This window comes from Psychrobacillus sp. FSL K6-1267 (assembly GCF_038003265.1).
GTDB classification, from domain to species: Bacteria; Bacillota; Bacilli; order Bacillales_A; family Planococcaceae; genus Psychrobacillus; species Psychrobacillus faecigallinarum.
The window spans coordinates 3,874,777-3,895,196 of the sequence record NZ_JBBOOR010000001.1 but is presented as its reverse complement, the minus strand read 5'-3'; the positions used below and the strand labels follow the sequence as shown (position 1 = coordinate 3,895,196).

General features: G+C 35.9%; 25 protein-coding genes and 1 pseudogene. 23 read left to right on the top strand and 3 right to left on the bottom strand.

The annotated features are described in order from the left end of the window. The first annotated feature begins 58 nt into the window (after positions 1–58). A complete protein-coding gene (locus MHB55_RS19955) occupies positions 59–613 on the top strand; it encodes a histidine phosphatase family protein (RefSeq protein ID WP_340863890.1) in 555 nt (184 codons plus the stop codon). 28 nt (positions 614–641) lie between these two features. Here the strand turns inward: MHB55_RS19955 and MHB55_RS19950 are convergent, their stop codons facing one another. Continuing rightward, positions 642–941 (bottom strand): YiaA/YiaB family inner membrane protein, encoded by a 300-nt coding sequence (locus MHB55_RS19950; RefSeq protein ID WP_144539219.1) that lies wholly within the window; start codon positions 939–941, stop codon positions 642–644. 200 nt (positions 942–1,141) lie between these two features. Between MHB55_RS19950 and MHB55_RS19945 the strand changes: the two genes are divergently transcribed. From MHB55_RS19945 to MHB55_RS19860, 18 genes are all read left to right on the top strand, one after another. Then, entirely contained in the window at positions 1,142–1,930 is a 789-nt protein-coding gene (locus MHB55_RS19945; protein ID WP_229653994.1) for a GNAT family N-acetyltransferase, read from the top strand. A gap of 214 nt (positions 1,931–2,144) precedes the next feature. Continuing rightward, entirely contained in the window at positions 2,145–2,990 is an 846-nt protein-coding gene (locus tag MHB55_RS19940; RefSeq protein ID WP_186318197.1) for an alpha/beta fold hydrolase, read from the top strand. Continuing rightward, positions 2,983–3,597 carry a kinase gene (locus MHB55_RS19935; protein WP_144539225.1) on the top strand — a complete coding sequence of 205 codons (615 nt, stop codon included), beginning with the start codon at positions 2,983–2,985 and terminating at the stop codon, positions 3,595–3,597. The genes MHB55_RS19940 and MHB55_RS19935 overlap by 8 nt, the downstream gene beginning before the upstream one ends. 1 nt (position 3,598) lies before the next feature. Beyond that, positions 3,599–4,156 carry a cysteine hydrolase family protein gene (locus tag MHB55_RS19930; RefSeq protein WP_144539227.1) on the top strand — a complete coding sequence of 186 codons (558 nt, stop codon included), beginning with the start codon at positions 3,599–3,601 and terminating at the stop codon, positions 4,154–4,156. Positions 4,157–4,354: 198 nt separating this feature from the next. Next, a complete protein-coding gene (locus MHB55_RS19925; protein ID WP_144539229.1) occupies positions 4,355–4,867 on the top strand; it encodes a GNAT family N-acetyltransferase in 513 nt (170 codons plus the stop codon). Between the two features lie 435 nt (positions 4,868–5,302). Next, a complete protein-coding gene (locus tag MHB55_RS19920; RefSeq protein ID WP_144539231.1) occupies positions 5,303–5,731 on the top strand; it encodes a hypothetical protein in 429 nt (142 codons plus the stop codon). A gap of 48 nt (positions 5,732–5,779) precedes the next feature. After that, positions 5,780–6,559: a hypothetical protein gene (locus MHB55_RS19915; protein WP_340863889.1), complete on the top strand. Its 780-nt coding sequence runs from the start codon at positions 5,780–5,782 to the stop codon at positions 6,557–6,559. Positions 6,560–6,627: 68 nt separating this feature from the next. Next, positions 6,628–7,407: a hypothetical protein gene (locus tag MHB55_RS19910; RefSeq protein ID WP_340863888.1), complete on the top strand. Its 780-nt coding sequence runs from the start codon at positions 6,628–6,630 to the stop codon at positions 7,405–7,407. A 61-nt stretch (positions 7,408–7,468) separates the two neighbouring features. Next, positions 7,469–8,431, top strand: coding sequence for a hypothetical protein (locus tag MHB55_RS19905; RefSeq protein ID WP_340863887.1), 963 nt, complete (start codon positions 7,469–7,471; stop codon positions 8,429–8,431). Positions 8,432–8,585: 154 nt separating this feature from the next. After that, the gene (locus MHB55_RS19900; protein ID WP_144539246.1) at positions 8,586–9,623 is read left to right on the top strand and encodes an ATP synthase beta subunit C-terminal domain-containing protein; all 1,038 of its coding nucleotides are present in this window, start codon (positions 8,586–8,588) and stop codon (positions 9,621–9,623) included. A 185-nt stretch (positions 9,624–9,808) separates the two neighbouring features. Then, positions 9,809–10,294 carry a DUF2243 domain-containing protein gene (locus MHB55_RS19895; RefSeq protein WP_340863886.1) on the top strand — a complete coding sequence of 162 codons (486 nt, stop codon included), beginning with the start codon at positions 9,809–9,811 and terminating at the stop codon, positions 10,292–10,294. 2 nt (positions 10,295–10,296) lie between these two features. Continuing rightward, positions 10,297–11,109 (top strand): cytochrome c oxidase assembly protein, encoded by an 813-nt coding sequence (locus MHB55_RS19890; protein ID WP_186318198.1) that lies wholly within the window; start codon positions 10,297–10,299, stop codon positions 11,107–11,109. Next, entirely contained in the window at positions 11,106–11,261 is a 156-nt protein-coding gene (locus tag MHB55_RS19885) for a hypothetical protein (RefSeq protein ID WP_186318199.1), read from the top strand. The genes MHB55_RS19890 and MHB55_RS19885 overlap by 4 nt, the downstream gene beginning before the upstream one ends. Before the next feature lie 19 nt (positions 11,262–11,280). Beyond that, a complete protein-coding gene (locus MHB55_RS19880) occupies positions 11,281–11,724 on the top strand; it encodes a DUF2512 family protein (RefSeq protein ID WP_154312121.1) in 444 nt (147 codons plus the stop codon). A gap of 64 nt (positions 11,725–11,788) precedes the next feature. Further along, positions 11,789–11,998 (top strand): hypothetical protein, encoded by a 210-nt coding sequence (locus MHB55_RS19875; protein ID WP_340863885.1) that lies wholly within the window; start codon positions 11,789–11,791, stop codon positions 11,996–11,998. A 104-nt stretch (positions 11,999–12,102) separates the two neighbouring features. Then, positions 12,103–13,539, top strand: coding sequence for a hypothetical protein (locus MHB55_RS19870; RefSeq protein ID WP_340863884.1), 1,437 nt, complete (start codon positions 12,103–12,105; stop codon positions 13,537–13,539). A gap of 199 nt (positions 13,540–13,738) precedes the next feature. Further along, positions 13,739–14,644, top strand: coding sequence for a DMT family transporter (locus MHB55_RS19865; RefSeq protein WP_144539256.1), 906 nt, complete (start codon positions 13,739–13,741; stop codon positions 14,642–14,644). A 6-nt stretch (positions 14,645–14,650) separates the two neighbouring features. Then, complete coding sequence (locus tag MHB55_RS19860) at positions 14,651–15,538, top strand: DMT family transporter (protein ID WP_340863883.1); 888 nt, start codon at positions 14,651–14,653, stop codon at positions 15,536–15,538. Positions 15,539–15,910: 372 nt separating this feature from the next. On the opposite strand, the pseudogene MHB55_RS19855 reads toward MHB55_RS19860, so the two are convergent. Beyond that, positions 15,911–17,531: pseudogene (locus tag MHB55_RS19855) on the bottom strand (MFS transporter). A gap of 168 nt (positions 17,532–17,699) precedes the next feature. On the opposite strand from MHB55_RS19855, the gene MHB55_RS19850 reads away from it, so the two are divergent. From MHB55_RS19850 to MHB55_RS19835, 4 genes are all read left to right on the top strand, one after another. Continuing rightward, positions 17,700–18,221: a tubby C-terminal domain-like protein gene (locus MHB55_RS19850; RefSeq protein ID WP_144539262.1), complete on the top strand. Its 522-nt coding sequence runs from the start codon at positions 17,700–17,702 to the stop codon at positions 18,219–18,221. A gap of 166 nt (positions 18,222–18,387) precedes the next feature. Further along, positions 18,388–18,831 carry a MarR family winged helix-turn-helix transcriptional regulator gene (locus tag MHB55_RS19845; protein ID WP_154312127.1) on the top strand — a complete coding sequence of 148 codons (444 nt, stop codon included), beginning with the start codon at positions 18,388–18,390 and terminating at the stop codon, positions 18,829–18,831. 5 nt (positions 18,832–18,836) lie between these two features. After that, positions 18,837–19,313, top strand: a complete 477-nt coding sequence (locus MHB55_RS19840) for a glutathione peroxidase (RefSeq protein WP_144539266.1) — start codon at positions 18,837–18,839, stop codon at positions 19,311–19,313. A 98-nt stretch (positions 19,314–19,411) separates the two neighbouring features. Continuing rightward, positions 19,412–19,771, top strand: a complete 360-nt coding sequence (locus MHB55_RS19835; RefSeq protein ID WP_154312128.1) for a hypothetical protein — start codon at positions 19,412–19,414, stop codon at positions 19,769–19,771. 55 nt (positions 19,772–19,826) lie between these two features. Here the strand turns inward: MHB55_RS19835 and MHB55_RS19830 are convergent, their stop codons facing one another. Next, a complete protein-coding gene (locus MHB55_RS19830) occupies positions 19,827–20,225 on the bottom strand; it encodes a VOC family protein (RefSeq protein WP_144539270.1) in 399 nt (132 codons plus the stop codon). Positions 20,226–20,420: the final 195 nt, after the last annotated feature.

Genomic DNA, 20,420 nt, shown 5'->3' with positions numbered 1-20,420 from the left:
ATAGAGGTAGAGGAAATTAGGATGGTCTAATAGAAATATTAAGGAGGGGGAATGACATATGAATAACAAGAGAATTTATTTTATTAGACATTGTAAGGCAGAGGGACAGGAGCCGACTGCTGCTTTAACAAAAGATGGGTTGGAAAGTGCAAAAAACCTTGTGGAAATTTTAAAGGCTTTCCAAATTGACTATCTCATTTCTAGCCCTTATGAACGGGCGATACAAACGATACTGCCATTTTCTCAGGATACTGGCTTGCCTCTCCATATTCATGAAGGGTTAAGCGAGCGTGTGCTTAGTAAAGAGCCTATGGATGATTGGCTAGAGAAACTGAAACGTACCTTTTTACATAAAGATCTTAGCTTTCCTGGAGGAGAGTCTAGTGACGAAGCGCTAAATCGTATAAAAGAGGTCATCAATGAAGTGATAGGAAGGGATGACGTGACTAACGTAGCAATTGTATCTCATGGAAATATCCTTGCTCTTCTCTTCAATCAGTACGATAATACCTTTGGTTTTGATCAATGGCTTCAAATGAAAAACCCTGACATCTTTTTGATAGAAAACAACATATTACAACAAGTGGAACTAAAAGAAATCCTGTCTAATTAAAGGCAGGATTTCTTTCGTGTAGTATTTTTTAAGCTTCTTTATTGCTAGAAGAACTAGAAGGAATTCGGATGTTGCTCATTTGACGCTCCTGTTCTTGCTCCGCGATGATATCGTTGTCCTCTGCATTATCGCGCGTTACTTTTTGAGTAAGAATAGCACCAACAGCCACTAAAATCATTACTGCAATATAATATCCTTTTTCATTAAGCTGCAAATTATCTGCATTATAAAGACCAATACTAAACATAACAACCCCTGCAAATAACGTGAAATAAGCTAGCACTGTAAAAGCCATCGTATTTCTTCTTCTATACCTCTTTGTGTTCATGACAAACGCCCCTTTGTATTGGTTGTAATTGTTATTATATGAATTATATTCTAGCATGAATGAATAATAGTGTAAAATATTCTAAAGTATAAGATAATTGTTAGAGATAGATATATTAAAGACAATTTTCACTATAATTCTACTTCTATATAAAACAGTTAGAGAGCTTGCGGTATAAATAAAAAATAAAGGAGAAAAAAATGGAATTCAGGATACCAGAATTTTCGGAAATACAGACACTAACATCTAGAATAAATACTATTCAATCGTTACCTAGAAATCCTATGGGAGCACGGATATTGGTGAGAGGTAATACTCATGCCTTTGCAGTAAAACATATTCCAGGACCAGCCTTTAACACGGTTAGGGGTATTAATGATCAGGATTTAGATTACTTAGATGAAATTTTTCACTTTTATAAGGATCATGCTATTTCGTTTCGAATAGAGGTTACTCCACAAAATAGTTCCGAGTCATTGTTTCTCAGGCTTTCAGAAAAAGGGTTTTATCAATCCGGCTTTCACGCTTCTTTTTTTAGAGTTGCTGACAATATAGATAGCTTTAGCAATCCATCTTCTATAGTGGTACGTCCTCTTCAGAAGGACGAATTTGACTTGTTTGCTGCGATTTATGTAGAGGCCTTTGGTTTACCTGCTTCTATACAAGATGGCATAAAGCAAAACAACCAAGTTTTATATGATGTACCGGGCTGGGAGTTTTACTTAGCGCTTCGACATAATGTTCCGATTGGCATAGGAGTTATGTATGTGGAGGGGGAGCTTGCCACGTTGGCAGCAGCTGCTACTCTACCAGATTATCGAAATTTGGGAGTGCAACATGCCTTGCTGCACAAGCGAATAGAGAAAGCTATCGAAAAAGGGGCAAAATACATTACTAGTGAGGCTGCCTTTGGGAGTGTTAGTCATAGGAACATGGAACGGATTGGTTTGAAGCTCGCCTATACAAAGGCTTTCTGGACAAAGCGCTAGGATTATAGAAGTGAAAGTAGAATTTTTGAGGTTCTCGCTTTATATATAACTGCTACTAGGATTATGTAAAATTGAATCAGATGCCTGTTTGGAAGAATTAGAAACGAAAAATTAATCCACAGTGAAGAAAGGCTGACGATTAATGACAGCTGCTGCTTTTATAAGAAATATACTAGGGATAGTTTTATTTCCCTTATCCCTTTGGAATCTATCGATGAACCAAAAAAATAAAATGACTCCTCCGGGGAAAATAGTTAAAACAGAAAACTCAAGTGTGCACATTATTAAATCAGGTGAGGGGCCAGTCACTGTTATTTTGGAGGCGGGATTAGGTTCTCTCTCTATTGATTGGTGCCAAATTCAGCCGGAAATTTCGAAGCGTGCCAAAGTCTTATCCTATGATAGAGGGAGTTACGGATGGAGCCAATCGACTAAAAAGTATCGCACGGCTCTTGATCACGTAGAAGAGTTAAAGGAAATATTAGTAAAGGTAGACCTTGCTCCACCTTATTTGTTAGTAGGTCATTCCTATGGTGGGCTAATCATGAGGTTGTTTGCAAGTATGCACCCTGAACAAGTAAAAGGTTTAATCCTTGTTGATTCCGTACATGAGAACCAATATATGCCTGGCAATCAAAACAAAGGGTTTAAACATAAGGTTACATTCGGATATGTTATTTCCTTAACTGGCTTCCCGAGATTATTAAATCAAAAGGTAGGACGAAAATTTTTAACTGGTGAATACCAGCGTTATTTAAATTACACTGGGTATACTCTAGGTGCGTACCAAACGATATATCAAGAATATAAGGATAGCCCTATTTCAGCGCAACAACTAAAAGACTCAGCAGCTATTCATAAGGATATTCCGGTAGTTGTCATTAGCTCCAACAATTCCACTAAACAATGGAAGGAGCAACAACTTCTATTAGCGAAACTGACATCGAAAACAGAGCATATTCAAACGGATAAGGGGCATTCCATCCACTTGGAGGATCCTACTGTAGTCACGGACACTATTTTCAAGCTGTTGGAAAGAGAGGCTACAAGTCATGTTTGATATAAAAATGGTTATTTCTGAGATAAAGAGCTTAAGCCGCCCTTTTCTTTTGGGCATAGATGGGTTAAGTGGAGCAGGAAAGACTACCTTTACGAACGAGTTAGTAAAGGAGATAGAGAGAGCAGGACATCGAATAGTAGTAATTCATCTAGATGATCTAATAGAAGAACGAATACGTCGATACAATACTGGAAAGCCCGAATGGCATGAATACTATCATTTACAATGGAATGCTTCAGAGATTCAAGAGAAACTGTTTACGGCTGTTCATCAGAAAGAAAAATTACTTCAGCTTAAGTTTTATAATGCGCATGAAGATCGATGCTATTTGAAAGAGGAATCTATAGAGAATTGTACGGTTGTTTTGATAGAAGGAATATTTCTTCAGCGTAAGGAATGGCGTTCCTTTTTAGACTATGTTATTTACTTGGATTGTCCGAGAGAGCTTCGAAATGAACGGATTTTAATAAGAGAATCCTATACTGGTGACTTGAAGGAAAGAATAAATAAATACGAAAGGAGATATTGGAAAGGAGAAGAATATTATTTAAAAGAAGTAAATCCAATAGAACAGGCAAACATTATAATCAAGAATGGGGAGAAATAGTATGAAGCAAGCATTATTAGTGATCGATGCACAGCAAGATTTAATAGAGGGAAATGAGCAGGAGAAAAGTGTTTTTCAAAAGGAACTGCTAATAGAAAACATTAATCTTGTAATATCAAAAGCTTTGGATGCAGATGCTCAAATTATTTTTGTTAGAGACTTGGATATTGCAGAAGGTAAAGGGGCAGGGTTTGAAGTGCACCAAGCAATAGACATACCTACTGAAGTCACTTTTTTTAATAAAAAGGCAACTAATGCATTCTATGGTACTGGACTAAAAGAATACTTAGCGAAAGAGAATATTCAACATGTAGTCATTGCGGGATGTTCAACAGAGCATTGTATAGATACGGCTGTTAGAACTGCAACGGTAAATGGCTTGGACGTTACTTTAGTTGGCGATGGACATTCGACCGCTGACTCTCCTGTTCTTTCGGCAGAGCAAATTATTAAACATCATAATAAAACTCTACATGGACATTATAATGTAGACAATTTTTCTGTTGTAAGAAATGCAGAGGAAGATCTATTTACACCGACACACGATACTTATAGATAAAAAAAGTAGCTCTTCCCAAATAGGGAGGAGTTTTTGATAGGTAAGATAAGATATTTATGGGTAAGTTCCAAATCGGAAAAATAGGTTCTCAAAAGCTGTATCCTCGCTTTTCTTTTCTAAATTTAATAAAAGGGAAAGAAGAGTCTTCTGGAGAATGAGTAAATATCTAAAGATGTATATCTAATTAGGAGGATTGTTATGTTTAATGAGGTGAAAATAGAGCAATTAACATCTACCGAAGAACATATGGAAGAGCTGTCTGAGTTGCTAATACAAGTCGTTGAAGACGGTGCTTCCATTGGCTTTTTACCTCCACTAGAGTTAGCAAATGCAATGGGATATTGGGAGGATGTCTTGAGACCAGATGTACTGTTATTTGTGGCGAAGAGGAACAACCGTATAATAGGTAGTATTCAATTACATCTTTGTAGCAAGCAAAATGGCCAACACCGTGCCGAAATAGCTAAACTTATGACTCACCCACACTACAGACGAAGCGGTATAGGGCGTCAGTTAATGTTTAAGGCTGAAAATAGAGCTCTGAGAGAAGGAAGGACTTTATTGGTGCTGGATACAAGAGAAGGTGACCCATCAAACAAACTATATACATCACTTGATTATATCCAAGCGGGTAAAATTCCTGATTACGCTGAGTCAGCGGGAGGAGAATTCCACGCTACTGTGTTTTATTATAAAAAGATAAATGAATGAAAATACTGGAAGTGATTAAACAAATACCTAGCTATCCCTTGATTATCATTACATTATAGAAGGTAAAAGGTAACGCATGCTATGAAGTAGCATGCGTTTTTTTATACTCCTAATAAAACTTTAGGCTCACATAAAGTGAAAAAAATAAATAAAAATAGAGAAAAAGGGTATCTTTTTACCTGTTTTATAGGTCGTAAAACAACTTAAAATGACTATCTTTGTAGAAAAGTCAGAAGTTTCAGAGAATCTATTGAAACGAAATACAATGAAAGTATAATTATGGTTATCTTCTGTTACGAAATAATTATAAGTTAACTAGAAGTGGTGTAAAAAATAATCTTATTACCTATAAGGAAGAGAGATGATAGTTATAAAGAATTATGTAAGAGCAATTTGAATCATGTAGTTAAGCGCTACTAGAAAGGAGTGCCAACTATGAAAAAAAGAGCAATAGGATTTATTTTAATATTTTCTGTATTACTTGGTTCCAGTACTATTTACGCTAGTGGCATTCCAGAGGCTAGCTTCTCAAAATGGTATGGACATGCTTTCAAGAAGGAAAGTGAGATTTTTAAAGAAGTTACCATTTCTGGTCTCAAAGAGATTGGGAGAGAAGTTAATAATTTCTTACAAGAAACGAAAGAGAATGTTACTAGTTCAATCACTTTCTTTGTAAATGAAGAAATAGATAAAACCAACTCTCGATTGGCAGAGCAAGAAAAATCAATACAAGAAGAATTGCAAGCAAGTGTTGTTGATCTGGAAAATGCAAACTTTGATAATTATCCTGATGAACAGAAAATGAAAGAAGAAATAAATGCAGAAGTAGAAGTTATTTTAGAAGACCTACTAAATGAATTGTAAGTATTGTATAAAACAAAAAATAGTATCTATAGAAAAGGAAGTCTATCAATGAAAAAAACAATAAAACGAAAAGTAGTAGCAGTAGCGGTTGCAGTAGCATTCTTATCAAGTACTGGGGTAGCTTTTGGGGCAACAGACGCTGGAGCTGGTATTAAAAGCTGGTATGATTCGCAATTTAGAAAAGCCACTACTGAGGTTGCTTTCGAGACAGCGAAGCATTCTATAAATAAGTTCGGAGAATTAAAGAGTGCTACTACAGGCTTGAAGCAAGAAGCCAGCACAGATATAAATTCTACGAGAGATATCGCTACTACTAATGCAACGGATGGGATTAAAGCAGAAAGTAAAAAATATATTGACTCCGTGAATGCTAAAAAAGTAGAAATACAAAATAATATAGATAGCCAATTTATGGAAATTGAAAAAGACGCTAATGCAGCTTTAAAAATTACAAGTCTTGGGGCAAAGAATTTGGCTGAATATGATTTGAAAAGTCATACAGGAAAAGAGGGCCAAGCAGCGTTAGCATATGTAAATAAAGAAATTGATAAAACTACAAATGCTGCAATAACGGATTTGGAAACAGAAATTCGTGCTACTAAATCCTATTTACAAGGTCTGCTAGATTCGAAGAGTGATGCAACAGTTGAGAAAATTAATAAAGCAGTAGACGATGAGATTACAAGGATAATTGGTTTGATTACTGCTAAAACAGAGCAATTAGTTGCAACTCATCAAGCAGCTATTAACAATAAAGCGGCAGAACTAGAGGTGGCTTCTAAATTGAAGTTAGAAGCGCGTGTAAAAGAGCTAATTAACGAAAAGTAAGCAGATTGACATAATCCTGTTAATTTATATATTCACAAAAAACTATAAAAACTAAAGGAGATATTAAAATGAAATTATTGAAATCAGTTAAAGGTAAAGTAATGGTAGGAACAATCGCAGTAACATTATTTGCAGGAGCAGGAGCAGGAGCAGCATTTGGAGCTTCAGATGCTGGAACTAAACTAGGTGGTTGGTTTACAGGGCAATTTAACCAATCAAAAGCTGATTTAAGTACTAATGTAAATGGCTATGTAGGAACAAAGGTAGCTGAGACATTGCCAAAATATAATGCGATGAAGGCTGGAACTACCACTACAATTGAGAATGAGCGTAAAACTTCAACTGCTACAGCGAATGCTAATATTGATAAAGACCTAAAAGAGCACAAAGATGCTTTAGAAAATAAAAGAAAAGAATTAGTAAATTATACTAACACAGAATTCAATAAAATTTTTGAGGCGGAAAAGAAAAAACTCCATGATCTTGGTGTACAGGCAGCAAGACAAGCGCAATCTGATATGGATGCACACACGTCAGAAAAAGGAAAAACGGCTCTAGCTACATTAAATACGGAACTCGAAGCTACTACAGAAAGAGCAATTGACGATTTAGAAGCAGCAATTGAAGCAGCTAAATCTAATTTGCAGGGTAATTTGAATAGCAATGTAGAGGCTAAAACTGCTGATCTTAAGAAAGTAGTAGATCAAGAGGTTAAAGACTTCCTTCTTTGGGCTCAAGGAATGGCTAACTTTTCAGCACAAGAGCAAACAGACTTAATTGAGGCAGCTGCAAAGAAATTTGAACAGGATGCTAAAGCTGATATGGCAGCACTAGTTGACGGGATTTGATAACAAACTATAGGAACCTCTTTCTCAAGAGGTTCTTATTCTTCAAAATGGAGGCATCAACATGGTGAGTAGAGTAGAGAAGTATAAGAAAAAGAGACGAATTAGAAAAAGTGTTTTAATAGTAGCGGCTCTATTTTTAGTTCTTACATTTGGAACAGGGCTAAATAAAGCTTTAGCGGATTTAGATGTACAAACGTTATTAACCAATTGGTTCAATGAGAAGCAAAATGAGTCTGTAAAAGACATTGAAGGTGCTGTCGCTTCTGAAACAGATCGACTGATGAGAGGACTTGGAGAAGATTTAGAGAAAGAAATGACTAAAGCTCAACAAGACTTAGTAAATTTCACCAAAACTCAAAAAGAGAGCCGTATTGCTGCATTGCAGTCATACGCACAAGATTTAAAATCTAGTTTGAAAATAGACAATTCGGAACAGGAAGCTGCTATCCTAGCAAATATCGACACAATCGTTGCTCAAGCCAAGGCTCAAATGGATGGTCAGGCATCGGAGTTAAAGTTGTTGCCAGTTCCAGTTATACCTCCAGGAGAAGCTTCTAGTCCAATTCAAACAACACCAGCTCCAAGTAACGAAGGTAAAGAAAATTTACCGCAACCCACTCCTCCTGTTGTAACCCCTGAGAAGGACGGTACCGGTGAGGCTGCTATATCAGAAAAAACGGAACAGCCTAAAGCTGAAGTTAAGGCTATAGAGGCAGAGCTTGTGATTGTGGATGTTTATTCTATCACGGATTGGTTTGCAATGCCGAGTGTACAAAATGTTACAGTGGAAGAGGTGAAAATCCCAAATGGTGTGTTTTCGATAAATAGTACATTTTCCGATATATTAATGAATCCAAAGGCAGCAGATGCCATGAGAAGTATTCTTCGTGGAATTGAAAAGCATCCACATTTCGCTGAAATCCAATATAAGACAATAGATGAAATGTCTCGTATTTGTCCTTCGCTATTTAATGAGACCATTTTATATATGCTAAACAAATCGCTTGTTCAAATACAAATATAATGAGATAGCGAGTACCAGGTTGATCAACAACTGAATTTGTTGATCAACCTGGTACTCATTTTATTTTGGAGTAAAAATAATTACTTTCAAAAATAAAATAATTGCTTTTAAGAGTAATTTAGTTTACCATATAAAGTAATCGAGGAGGGATGATATGGAAGAGATAAGATTGAATGTCGCTTTGCTTAGAAGAAAAGTGCCTAACTTGACGACAGCTGCTAAATCCATTGGGATTCGTCCTGCTACGGTTTCTAATTTATGTACAGGGAAGATTGATTTGGGGAAGGCGGAGGTTAAAACACTTGTTGGTTTAGCTTCATTGGCTAATTGCACGGTAGATGAATTGATCATACGGGGGGAGAAGAAACATATGATTGAGACACAAATTAAAGCATTGGACTTTTTTGCACCACTAGTAAAGGAAGGGACAATTGGAATAGTAGCTAGACCGGGGATGGGACAGCTAGTAATACTAGCAGAGCTAATGCATCGTTTTAAGGAAAGTAATCACACTTCTGTGTTTTTATTACCACAAAAAGAGCATAGTGAGCTAGAAGGGACAAAAGAGCTAGCGGATTATATAACTACTTCTGTTGATGACGCATATGAAAAACTTTCAGAATTAACAGGAGATATTATCTTTATCACAGATAGAAGCTATATTATCTCTGGAGAACTATTGGATTTACAGGAAAAAATTATTTCAGAGAATATAGATGGAATTACAACAATTTTAGTGGATTTATCAGGAGAAGTAGTAGATGAAGAGATGCCTTTTGGACCTTTGGAAACAGTGTGGCAGCTAGATGCAGATCTTGCAACTCGTCATATGTATCCTGCTCTACATCCTATCTATTCGACCTCATCCGTAATGGAGGGGACAGATGTTGACCAACGTCATTTTGGTTTAAGACAGCGTGCACAAAAGCTACTGAGACGCTATAGAGAATTACGTTCTATTGTCGCTGTGCATGGAATTCAAAAGCTTCCAGAAGGTGAACTAGCAACATATGAACGCGGAGAAAGGTTAGAGGCATATTTTACTCAGCCATTCTATGTTGCCGAAAAATTCACGGGTCCAGGAAAAGCTGTTTCAATAGAGCAAACTCTAAATGATGTCGAAATGATTTTAGAAGGAAAACAAGATCAAGTAAGCGTTGAAGAGTTAAAGTTTGTAGGTAGTTTAAGTTAAATAAAAGCAAAGATGTGAATGAAATAGCATTCACATCTTTTTTGGTGTGACAAAAAGTATGCGGCTTAATGTTCAAGACACTTGAAGGGAAACTGAGTGAGCTTTGACAAGCAGTTTGTTTAAGAACTACTTTTCAGGGAAAAACTTAAACTAAATTAAACTTTTCAAACTAAAAGGAGGACGCTATGGCCACGCTAAAAAGTAATGCGCTTAATAAGGAAAATCAAAGGCATTATTCTATCAAGAATATGTGGACGGGAATACTATTTGGATTAGGGGTAGTTGCCTTTATAGACGAAGTAATTTTCCATCAACTTTTACATTGGCATCACTTTTATGATAAATCTACCACAGACATTGGACTTGTCTCAGATGGCATATTTCACGCTTTTAGTTTCTTTGCTACCGTGGGCTCAGCTTTTCTTATGGCAGATCTTCATCGCCGCCAAGCATTTTGGCCAAAAAGATGGCTAGGAGGGATATTCTTGGGGGCAGGTGTTTTTCAACTGTATGATGGTACCATTCAACACAAGCTCATGGGCTTACATCAAATTCGATATAACGTGGATATTTTACCTTACGACTTAGTGTGGAATATAACGGCAGTTTTAATGATTGTAGTAGGTATAGTTCTGTTAAAGCAAACGAGTAAAAAAAGTAGAGGTGAATAGTATTGCATGATCATCCTCATCAAACTAGTTTAGATTTTGCTCAAATAATACTTGGAGCTCCTTTTGTACTTCTCCTGCTTTTATATTTAGTCGCTGTATATAAATCCAATAAAAGTAAAAAACGATGGCCGAGACGTCGAACATTGTTATTGATCACGGGAATTATTCTTGCTCTTCTATCAGTAACAGGGCCACTTGCAGAGCGGGCGCATACGGACTTTGTAGTGCATATGATTGGTCATTTGTTTTTAGGGATGCTATCCCCGTTATTGATAGCATTAGCAGCACCAATGACACTGTTACTAAGAACCCTACCTGTAAAGGCTTCAAGAAAAATAACTAGCTTACTGCGAACGAAATTTGTTCACTTTTTTCAAAATCCTATTGTTACCTCTATATTAAATATTGGTGGGCTTTGGTTATTATACACTACACGTTTATTTGAACTGATGCATGAAAATATATTGCTCCATATCGTCATTCATATACACATTTTCCTAGCTGGATATCTTTTTACAATTTCTATCCTTTATATTGACCCAACACCGCATAGAAAAAGCTATATTTACCGTTCTGTAGTCTTTATATTTGCTCTAGCTGGTCATGCAATCCTGTCCAAATTTATTTATGCAAATCCTCCGGTTGGTATTTCCAAAGTAGAAGCGGAAATAGGAGGCATGATTATGTATTACGGTGGGGACGCTATTGAGATAGGATTAATTATCATTCTTTATTACCATTGGTTTAAACAAACTCGTCCTAAAGTTGAGATAATTAATCCTAAACCTATAAATGGAAAAGAGGAGCTAATATGAAGGGGAATAACGCAAAATATACAGTGGTTGGAACTGATATTGAAGAAGTAAAGAGGAAAAACGCCAATTCTGGTTTATCCTACAATGAATTAAATGAATTAATAGCAAAACAAGCGAAGGATCCTAAAACATATAGTCAAAAATCTACTTAAATGAAAGGCTGTGGAATAGTTGTATTTCAAAACGTTTCTCATTAAGTTAATTATGACGACTGCTATCATTTGGATCGTACTGGGCGGGTATTATGGGGCTAATCTATTGGGAGTCTTCATTATAAGCATCGTTTTGACGGTTTTAGGTTTTATAGGAGATATATTCTTAATGCCTAGGCTAGGTAATATATTAGCGACAATAGGTGACTTTATACTTGCACTTGGGTTAGTTTGGTTAATGGGCATTTACTTATTCGACCCTTCTGTGCCAGTAGGCAGAGCTGCTTTTATAATTTCTCTTCTATTGATGGTCGGTGAGATGTATTTACATCAATACATTAAGCTGCATATTTGGGAGCCTAGAATAATGAATCCAAGAGACAAAGCAGGATATTACCAACGAACAGATACACAATTGGAATTTGCAAGAGCGTTTAGTAAAGAGGATTTTCAGAAAAAGTAAAAGAAAAACGTATATTTCATCCCTACTTGCCCATTCTAAAAAGGTAAGAGGGGAGGTAAAGAAAATGGCAAACAACAACCGTAATAACAATAATCGTAATAACAACAACAATAACAATCAAAACAACGAATTCGGTGATGAATTCAACTTCGAAAATTTAAATAATAATAACAATAATAACAACAACGACAGAAACAACCGTAACAACAATCGTAATAACAATAATAACAACAATAACAAAAACAATAATAACGAAAATAACAATAACTTTTAATTAAGTTAACAAAAGCAACTTTACCCTTTTTGGTAAAGTTGCTTTTTGGTTTAAATAAAGCAGTTGGTGGTATCTTAAGGTTAGGTATTGGAGGAGGATTAAGGATGAATAACATAAAGGAATTAGAGATAAACAAATCGTATGTTACCTATATGTTTCCTTTCTCCTTTCATGAGAAACAGAGACAGAAATTGATGGAAACTTTAGAAAGACATCACTTTAGATTTTTTGAGCTTAATAATAAGGAACTCCAAACAGGCTACTATGGAGAAGGAGTAAAGATTCGTCATGAACGTCTCAGTCAATTTTTCTTGCCTTATATTGAAGATAAACTGTTTCCAAAAACAACAAAGAATAGAGGGTTTTTGAGATATTCCAAAGAAATTAACGAGAAATTTGTTTGGAAGCTAAGAGCACAAAAAAGTAATTTTGCTATTAATAGTGTAGATATTACTCTTTGTCCATTTGGTATTGGAGTTATTACAATCCGTACTTTAGGGGAAGATCAAGAAACTCTTTCAGACTTTTTGCATTTCCTTTCTCATTTTAGGGTTTTGGAGCCTAAGCTGGAGGAGGAAAAGGGAGTTAAAATATCTAACGATTCTTATGTTTTTGAAACAACTAATCAATTAGTATTGGATTATTTATGTCCATCTGTTAAGCCATTTATCATAAGAAACGAGCATTTAGAAGGGTATTACGGAAGTCTTCCATTTTTTGAAGATGCAAGAATGATGTCCTCCATCTTTTTAGTTGTTAAAAAGGACGAAGAAATTTTACAGGAGCATTTATATCGTGTGGCTCAGGTTGATGGAAGAGTAGAGGGTGAGCCATATATTTCAAGTACTAACTCCGATTATATAGAACGTTTTGTAAAAGAGCGTCTATATGATCGTTATGCGCCTAATACATATACTATTACTTCTGAGAACGTACAGGCGACAGTAACAAATAACGAAGAACAAACTTATAGAAAAGATATGGAAGAATTTATGGGGACTATGTATTACAATTTATTGCTGCATTATTACTATAAAATTATGCTATTAAAGCTATCGTTCGAGCATAGTGAGGTCAGCTGGTCTAAGGACAAAGATTATGTAAAGGAGCTTATTGAGCTTATTTCAAAATTCTATTCAAGATATTACTTTGGACAGGTTTCAGCCAGGCAGGAGGGGAAGGAACTTACCCATTTACTCAGAGAAACCTTTAACTTGAATCATCTTTTTATAGAAGTTAAGAAGACGCTAGATGATTTATACCGTGCTCAGGAAAATCAAACAAACAATCGTCATAATATGTTATTGTTCATGCTAACTATCTATACAACTATTTCCGGAATTTATGGTATGAACTTAGTAATAGAGGACTGGAAGGGATTCACGGATTGGTCTAAAGTACCTGGATATTCGTTCTTTGAATGGATTTCTCTTGTTACTGCATTAAGTGGAATTGGTTTAGCTATTGCTTTACTTGTGAGCACTGGTGGGAAAGGCATGTTAAATAAATATAGAAAATGGAAAAGAGACAGGCTAGGATAATCCCCAGATAAGGGGATTATTTTTTTGCTTATTTATATGAAACAATTATATATATCCCGTAATAATAGGCCTGTACTAAAGTTTGCAGAAAATAAGCTGAATAGGCACTTATTTAAATGAATGTTTTTCTTTTATTGATAAAGTAATAAATTGTAGGATAATAAAGGATATAAGAAAAGAAAATAAATGGGGTAAGATTGTGAATCAAGAAAAAACATCTAAGTCGATTGTGTTACCGTTAATTGTTTCGATTGTAGCTATTTCGTTTGCTGCAATTTTTGTTAAATGGTCAAGCGCACCTGCAACTATTTTAAGTATGTACCGAATGATTCTGGCGAGCTTATTGCTGTTGCCTGTTGTCTGGTTAAAGAGAAATGAATTTAAGAAAATTTCTAAAAGAGAATGGTATTTGTTGTTTTTCTCTGGAATGTTTCTTGCATTGCATTTTGCCCTTTGGTTCGGTTCTTTGAAGCTAACTACTGTGGCTAGCTCTACTATTATCCTAGCGCTACAACCAATTATCGCCCTAATCGGTGGAATGATTCTTTTTAAAGAAAGAACAACCTCTAGTGCGTTGCTGACTATGGGTATTGCAGTTATAGGAGCTGTAATGGTAGGTTGGGGAGATTTCGGACTTAGTAAAAGTGCCATACTAGGAGATATTCTTTCGTTTTTAAGTGTCATTGCAGTAGTAGGATATTTGCTGATTGGACAAAGTGCTGTAAAAAAAGTCTCTCATTGGATTTATAGCTTCTGCGTGTTTAGCTTTGCAGCCGTTGCATTAGTTTTCTATAATGTCATCACTTCGGTTACATTCACAGGTTATGATGCAAAGGAGTGGGGGATTTTTGTTTTATTGGCCGTTGTTCCTACTATTTCGCATTTGATAAATAATTGGCTGTTAAACTATGTCAATGCAACTACTATATCGATGAGCATTCTTGGGGAGCCTGTTGGAGCAACTATTTTAGCTGTAATTATTTTAGGTGAACGTATAGTTGCATGGCAGATAATTGGCGGGTTAATAGTATTGGTTGGCGTATTTTTCTTCCTCATGCAACAAATAAGTGGATATAAGAAAGTAAATAAAGCAAGGAAAGGTTGATCTTGTATGAACAAAGCGGCAATGCTAAAAATGACATTGTCTATGGCCATTTTTGGTTCTATCGGTTTCTTTACAGGGAAGACCGGTATACCAGCCATAGAATTAGTATTTGTACGCTGCATCTGTGCCACTCTTTTTCTCGGGGCGTTATGGGTAATTACTGGTCAGCATAAGACGGAGATATGGGAAAAGAAAGAGATAGTGCAAATTCTTTTATGTGGGATTTTCTTAGTTTTAAATTGGGTGTTTCTTTTCAAAGCATTTGAGGTGACATCTATCACGATTGCTATTACTATATATAATTTGGCTCCCATCTTTGTATTGCTACTAGGAACATTATTTTTAAAAGAGAGGATGACTTGGAACTCTCTTATAGCTGTCCTGATTTGCTTCCTTGGAAGCATGCTGATTGTAGGGATTAATACGGTCCAATCTATTTCCGATTTTCTTGGGTCGGGCTTCGTCTGGGCGCTTCTCTCTGCTTTTTGTTATGCTATGACGATGCTTCTAGGTAAGGGCGTTAATCAGTTAAGTGCCTATGCGATGACCTTTGTACAAACATCTATAGGTATACTAATCCTACTGCCTTTTCTGAATTTCACTTTATTTCAAGGATTAACGACAACCAACTGGCTATATATAATTGGCACTGGCCTGATACATACTGGATTTGTTTATTATTTATTTTTTGATAGCTTAAGAAAATTAACTACTGGTGTTATTTCAGCACTAGTCTTTATAGACCCTGTAGTGGCTATATTGCTCGACACGCTAATCTTAGATTTCCGACCAACACTTCTACAGTCCCTAGGAATCCTACTAATTTTCGGAGGTATCATTTATACCTTAATAAAACCAAATAAGCAACAAGGACCAGGAGGAATAGAAGCTTAGTCAAACCTCGAGGTTAGTCTGTTTTTCTTCAAGCTGAACGACCTTTAAATAGAGTTAAACTTAATAAGTAATTGTTTTTCATTTATATATTATATATATTATATATATTATTTGTTGATTGTAGCGACAGGTGGCGACTCCAGCGGGAGGAGGGAGACAGATAAGACATCCCATACGCGCGCGTTAGCGACGGGGATGGCTTATCGCTCCCCCCGCGGAAAGCGCCTGCCTAAAGCGGAAATCAATTCTACTTGCTCGAATCGACCAATCCATTTAACCTTTAATTCACTTTATTAGGAGAAACAAATCGGGGACTCGATCAGCTTCATTAAAAAAGGTGGCCATGTATAAGTCATGGCCATCTTTTTTTATTTATCCCTGTAAGCTACGTTTCCGGATGGGTATTAGTATAAGTGTAGTTATTATAATTAAACTCGCAATAACAACTGCGGAATAAAATAGTCCCCCGTAGCCATCCTGTGCAGCAACAGTGGTGACTTGATTGACGCTTGTTTGGATAACCTCTAAAAGTTCTTGGTCTTGTATCTGAGTTAAAGCCTGTGACATAGTTTCCTGGGAAATAATTTCCCCAGCAGATGTCACTTGAGCAGAAAGTGACTGAAATTCCATCAGACCTGCTTCACTAATATTTGCCTCTCGTATATTATCCTGCAAGATTTTTGGAAAGTCATTTTGAAAAATGGTTGGTATTTGATTGAAACCTCTAGCGATAAATCCCGCGTAAATAGTCGGAGCAATGGTCATCCCAATTTGTCTGCTTAAGGAAAGAGTGGCTAATGCAGTTCCCTTATCAGATTCTAGCTTCTCCGTTGCCAATATATTCAGTGGAGCTCCAAGAATAATTCCCATCCCAAATCCTGCTACAGAGGATGCGATGATGAATTGCCATTTTGCTTCAATCCACATAGGGAACAGTAGAAAGCCAATTGCTGATATAATACCTGATAATAATACAGCAAAAATAGGACCTTTTTTATCGACAAACATACCACCCATTGCTGCACCCATACCAGCTGCAAGGGCAAGAGGGGTCAACCAATATCCAGCATTTTCTTGGGCAATCCCAAGTACTTGCTCTGAAAACGCAGGGATAAAAATCATGCCCGCCAAGAGTGCCCCTGAGAACGCACCAATTAATAGAGTTAATAAGTAAGAAGACTTTGATAGTAAACGTAATGGAAGAATGGGATCACCACCACGTTTTTCTAATCGACTTTCGTGAAATAATAGCACTAGTAAGAGAATAATACCTGCTAGAACATATCCATACACCTTTAAGTCTAGTAAGCTCTTAAAGAAGTTGACTCCTTCAATATTCGTCAATCCATACATACATAATACCTAGGATTGCCATTGAAAGTAATATAGTTCCGAGTAAGTCTAATTTTCCTCCGGTTGCATCCTTTGTTTCCTCTAGTTTTAAAAAGCCAAGTATGACAAGGGCGATTGCAATGGGAACATTAATGAGGAATAAAAAATGCCAACTTCCTGTAAGGTCTAATAACACGCTACCTAGGTTTGGTCCCAATACGGCAGCGATACCGTTCATTCCACCTAGCATTCCCAAGGCTTTTCCTTGTTTTTCAACGGGAAGTGTACTTAAAATGTGAGAGCTTCCGATAATAAAGATACCACCGCCACCTAAGGCTTGAATGAAACGTGCTATTAAATAAAAGGTAAAGTTAGGACTTAATGCAACTAATAAGGACCCAATACCGAAAATAGCAATTTCTACAATGAAAAGACGCTTTCGCCCATAACGGTCAGAAAGCTTACCTACAATTGGTACGCTAACCGCTAAACCAAGAGTATAAAGAGTTATTCCCCAAGCCCCCCAGTTTGGAGTAACATCAAAAGAACTGTTGATGGTTGTCAAAGCAGCACTGATTATCCCATTGTCGAGGGCAGCCATAAAAACTCCAATAGAAAACAACAAGATTGCCCAAGTTTGAGTATTATTTTTTTCTGCCATACCTTTAATCCCCCCTAGTTTAAAACTTGATAGTTCACTTTTTAAAATAACAAAATTATACACTAATTTACATATAATAGTAATAAGCAGAAGCTTAAAATATTTTGATACAGTTTAAAAGATGATATATTAAAATTAATGCTTTAAAGCTTTAAAAGGAGAAAACAAATGCCCATTTATCACTACACACAACCATTAGCAATTGATATTACCCCTAAATCTATAGTCTATAAAACAAATGGAGAAAAAGTATGCACTTTTCAACGGTATTATTCTAATAATTTGAAGAGATTGCTGGATAGAGCTATGGAATATCGATATTTCCTTCGTTACGATATATATGATTTAAATGACCAAATCATTTTCACATGTAAGAAAGTATCGAAAAAGGGAAGAGTTTATTATCAGGCTTATGACTATGAAACAAAAGAGCATTACACGATTACATACGACAAATGGAAGGAGCTAGTCGCAGACCTTTTAATAATAGGGAAGGACCTAAATATAGTGATTGATAAGGAACTAGAAGATTGGACACGCTATCTTTGGGAGGGTAAGGAAATTGCTAGATGGAGAGCAAAGCTTGAAGAGGAGTTCTTGATTGAGCTTGAAATATCCGATGACTCTCCTATTCAAAATCCAGCTTTTTTTATTGCGATTAGCCAATGTACTTTATATATTGGCGGTTGATTTATTAAACTTTGCAGAGCTCTTTTTTTGAGCAATTGCAAAGTTTTTTTGATGAGGATTTTACTAATACGAACATTTAGAAATTAAATTCTTTTACTTTTTCTATAAAATGGGATATTATATAAATGCATCGTGTACGATGTATTTATTGTTAGGAGAGTAGGACATGGGTAAAGAAAAACCCTCTAAATTAGAGCAACAGCTGTGTTTTGAGGTATACAAGGCCTCTAGTAATTTTGCTAAGTTATATGCTAAAACCCTAGAACCTTATCAATTAACGTTTCCTCAATATTTAGTATTATTGGCTTTATGGGAAGAGGATCATTTGCAGTCGAAGGATATTGGAAATCGTTTAGAGCTTGGGATTGGTACGTTGAATCCTATCATCAATCGAATGATGGAACGCGGATGGTTAGAAAAGAAACAATCCATGGAGGACAAACGAGCTTCTATTATCTCTTTAACGGAGAAGGCTAAAAATGCAGAAAAAGAAATTGAGCTATCTATTATAAAGAAAATTACAAGCTGTAATATCTTAGACGTGAATGCTATTACACTCATGTCTCAATTAAAAGAACTAAATGCTTTTTTATCAAAAATGGAGGAATGATGAAAATGAGTATTTATGACATTAAAGTACAAAAAGCAGATGGAACAGAATACGATTTAAGTGAGTACAAGGGCAAACCCATGCTAATTGTTAACACTGCAACGAAGTGTGGACTTAGTAACCAATTTGATAGCTTAGAAAGTCTCTATAAAAAGTACAAAGATGAAGGACTGGTTGTACTCGGTTTTCCTTCCAATCAATTTTTTCAAGAACCAGGAAATGGAGCCGATGCAGAACAGGCTTGTCGCATGAGCTATGGGGTGACCTTTCCAATGCACGAGATGGTGAAAGTAAATGGCAGTGAAGCTCATCCATTATTTGATTACTTAACGACAAACAGCAAAGGATTACTTTCCAAAAAAATAAAATGGAATTTTACAAAGTTTTTAATCGACAAAGATGGTAACATTGTTAAAAGATATGCGCCAACTGACAATCCAACCGAATTTGATGAAGACATAAAAAAATTATTAAATGAATAAACATAAAGGACCTAATCATAAAAGATTTAGGTCCTTTATGTTTAAGGATAAGGAGAAAAAGGAATAAAAGATAAAAAGAGTCGAAATGGGGAAATAATATGGAGAGATTAACGGTAAAGGAACAGACATTACTGGCCTATTATGTATGTAATTTTCTTGAAAAAGGATCTGAGATTAGCTTAGCAAAAGTATTAAAGGATGGATTGGGGGACCGTCTTTCCGTTGTGCAAGAGGAGCTTACAAAGAAAGGTCTATTAAGCAAAGAGGATAAAATGATTACAAATGAAGGAATATTGTATATCGACAATACACTACACATTCAATCATATGCTACTGAAAGAAATAAGCTTGCATACGTGAAGGATAGTTTACAAATCAACGAGATAGAGTTATCCGAGCCGGCTCTCAAGCAATATATCCACGAAAACATAGGTATCGAGCACCCATCTATCCATTAAGTATAATATACGTCTATCTCTGCGGAGTTAGACGTATTTTATATTATTATGGCAATTACTGACCAAAATGTTCAATATTGCTTGCACTTAAATTATTCCCATCAGGATCTTTAAAACCAAATCCTCCCAAGCCTTCCTCGTTAACATTCAGTGGACCAACCTCCACTTTATTTTTCTTTAGCCAATGATAAAAGTCTTTTAGCAGAGGCGTATAGAAATCAATTACGCTATGGACCACATTTGAGTGTGTATTAGTAAAAAACAAAGGTCTAACTTCCTTTGTTTCTACTAAATACATTGTAGGAACTCCTTTTGTATGAAAGGAAAGCATGGCGGCCTTGTCTCCTTTAGATTCAACATGAACTCCAAGAACAGACATATAAAAATCCATAGAGCGTTCTAAATTACTGACAGGAATTTCTACGGTGGCGATACGGGAGATAAAGTGAGACATTTGCAATAGACCTCCTATTTTAGATTTGCACGAGTATTATATTCTATTTCTACCCATACTTATCCTCTTTAATCTTGCATTTTTTGCAATAGTTTAATAAGTAAAATAATATTATAATTCCAGTTTTATGAAAAATACAAACAACCAAGAAAGGTCCAATGAGTTGTGGTGTCTAATCTGACTCAATCATCCCGC

What these genes read in the sequence shown, in the direction of transcription:
- MHB55_RS19935 (WP_144539225.1), top strand. Translation starts at nt 2,983, where the DNA reads ATGTTTGATATAAAAATGGTTATTTCTGAGATAAAGAGCTTAAGCCGC.
- MHB55_RS19920 (WP_144539231.1), top strand. Translation starts at nt 5,303, where the DNA reads ATGAAAAAAAGAGCAATAGGATTTATTTTAATATTTTCTGTATTACTT.
- MHB55_RS19845 (WP_154312127.1), top strand. Translation starts at nt 18,388, where the DNA reads ATGGGTAAAGAAAAACCCTCTAAATTAGAGCAACAGCTGTGTTTTGAG.
- MHB55_RS19870 (WP_340863884.1), top strand. Translation starts at nt 12,103, where the DNA reads ATGAATAACATAAAGGAATTAGAGATAAACAAATCGTATGTTACCTAT.
- MHB55_RS19860 (WP_340863883.1), top strand. Translation starts at nt 14,651, where the DNA reads ATGAACAAAGCGGCAATGCTAAAAATGACATTGTCTATGGCCATTTTT.
- MHB55_RS19875 (WP_340863885.1), top strand. Translation starts at nt 11,789, where the DNA reads ATGGCAAACAACAACCGTAATAACAATAATCGTAATAACAACAACAAT.
- MHB55_RS19940 (WP_186318197.1), top strand. Translation starts at nt 2,145, where the DNA reads ATGAACCAAAAAAATAAAATGACTCCTCCGGGGAAAATAGTTAAAACA.
- MHB55_RS19945 (WP_229653994.1), top strand. Translation starts at nt 1,142, where the DNA reads ATGGAATTCAGGATACCAGAATTTTCGGAAATACAGACACTAACATCT.
- MHB55_RS19885 (WP_186318199.1), top strand. Translation starts at nt 11,106, where the DNA reads ATGAAGGGGAATAACGCAAAATATACAGTGGTTGGAACTGATATTGAA.
- MHB55_RS19905 (WP_340863887.1), top strand. Translation starts at nt 7,469, where the DNA reads ATGGTGAGTAGAGTAGAGAAGTATAAGAAAAAGAGACGAATTAGAAAA.
- MHB55_RS19955 (WP_340863890.1), top strand. Translation starts at nt 59, where the DNA reads ATGAATAACAAGAGAATTTATTTTATTAGACATTGTAAGGCAGAGGGA.
- MHB55_RS19910 (WP_340863888.1), top strand. Translation starts at nt 6,628, where the DNA reads ATGAAATTATTGAAATCAGTTAAAGGTAAAGTAATGGTAGGAACAATC.
- MHB55_RS19895 (WP_340863886.1), top strand. Translation starts at nt 9,809, where the DNA reads ATGGCCACGCTAAAAAGTAATGCGCTTAATAAGGAAAATCAAAGGCAT.
- MHB55_RS19925 (WP_144539229.1), top strand. Translation starts at nt 4,355, where the DNA reads ATGTTTAATGAGGTGAAAATAGAGCAATTAACATCTACCGAAGAACAT.
- MHB55_RS19950 (WP_144539219.1), bottom strand. Translation starts at nt 941, where the DNA reads ATGAACACAAAGAGGTATAGAAGAAGAAATACGATGGCTTTTACAGTG.
- MHB55_RS19930 (WP_144539227.1), top strand. Translation starts at nt 3,599, where the DNA reads ATGAAGCAAGCATTATTAGTGATCGATGCACAGCAAGATTTAATAGAG.
- MHB55_RS19850 (WP_144539262.1), top strand. Translation starts at nt 17,700, where the DNA reads ATGCCCATTTATCACTACACACAACCATTAGCAATTGATATTACCCCT.
- MHB55_RS19835 (WP_154312128.1), top strand. Translation starts at nt 19,412, where the DNA reads ATGGAGAGATTAACGGTAAAGGAACAGACATTACTGGCCTATTATGTA.
- MHB55_RS19840 (WP_144539266.1), top strand. Translation starts at nt 18,837, where the DNA reads ATGAGTATTTATGACATTAAAGTACAAAAAGCAGATGGAACAGAATAC.
- MHB55_RS19830 (WP_144539270.1), bottom strand. Translation starts at nt 20,225, where the DNA reads ATGTCTCACTTTATCTCCCGTATCGCCACCGTAGAAATTCCTGTCAGT.
- MHB55_RS19900 (WP_144539246.1), top strand. Translation starts at nt 8,586, where the DNA reads ATGGAAGAGATAAGATTGAATGTCGCTTTGCTTAGAAGAAAAGTGCCT.
- MHB55_RS19915 (WP_340863889.1), top strand. Translation starts at nt 5,780, where the DNA reads ATGAAAAAAACAATAAAACGAAAAGTAGTAGCAGTAGCGGTTGCAGTA.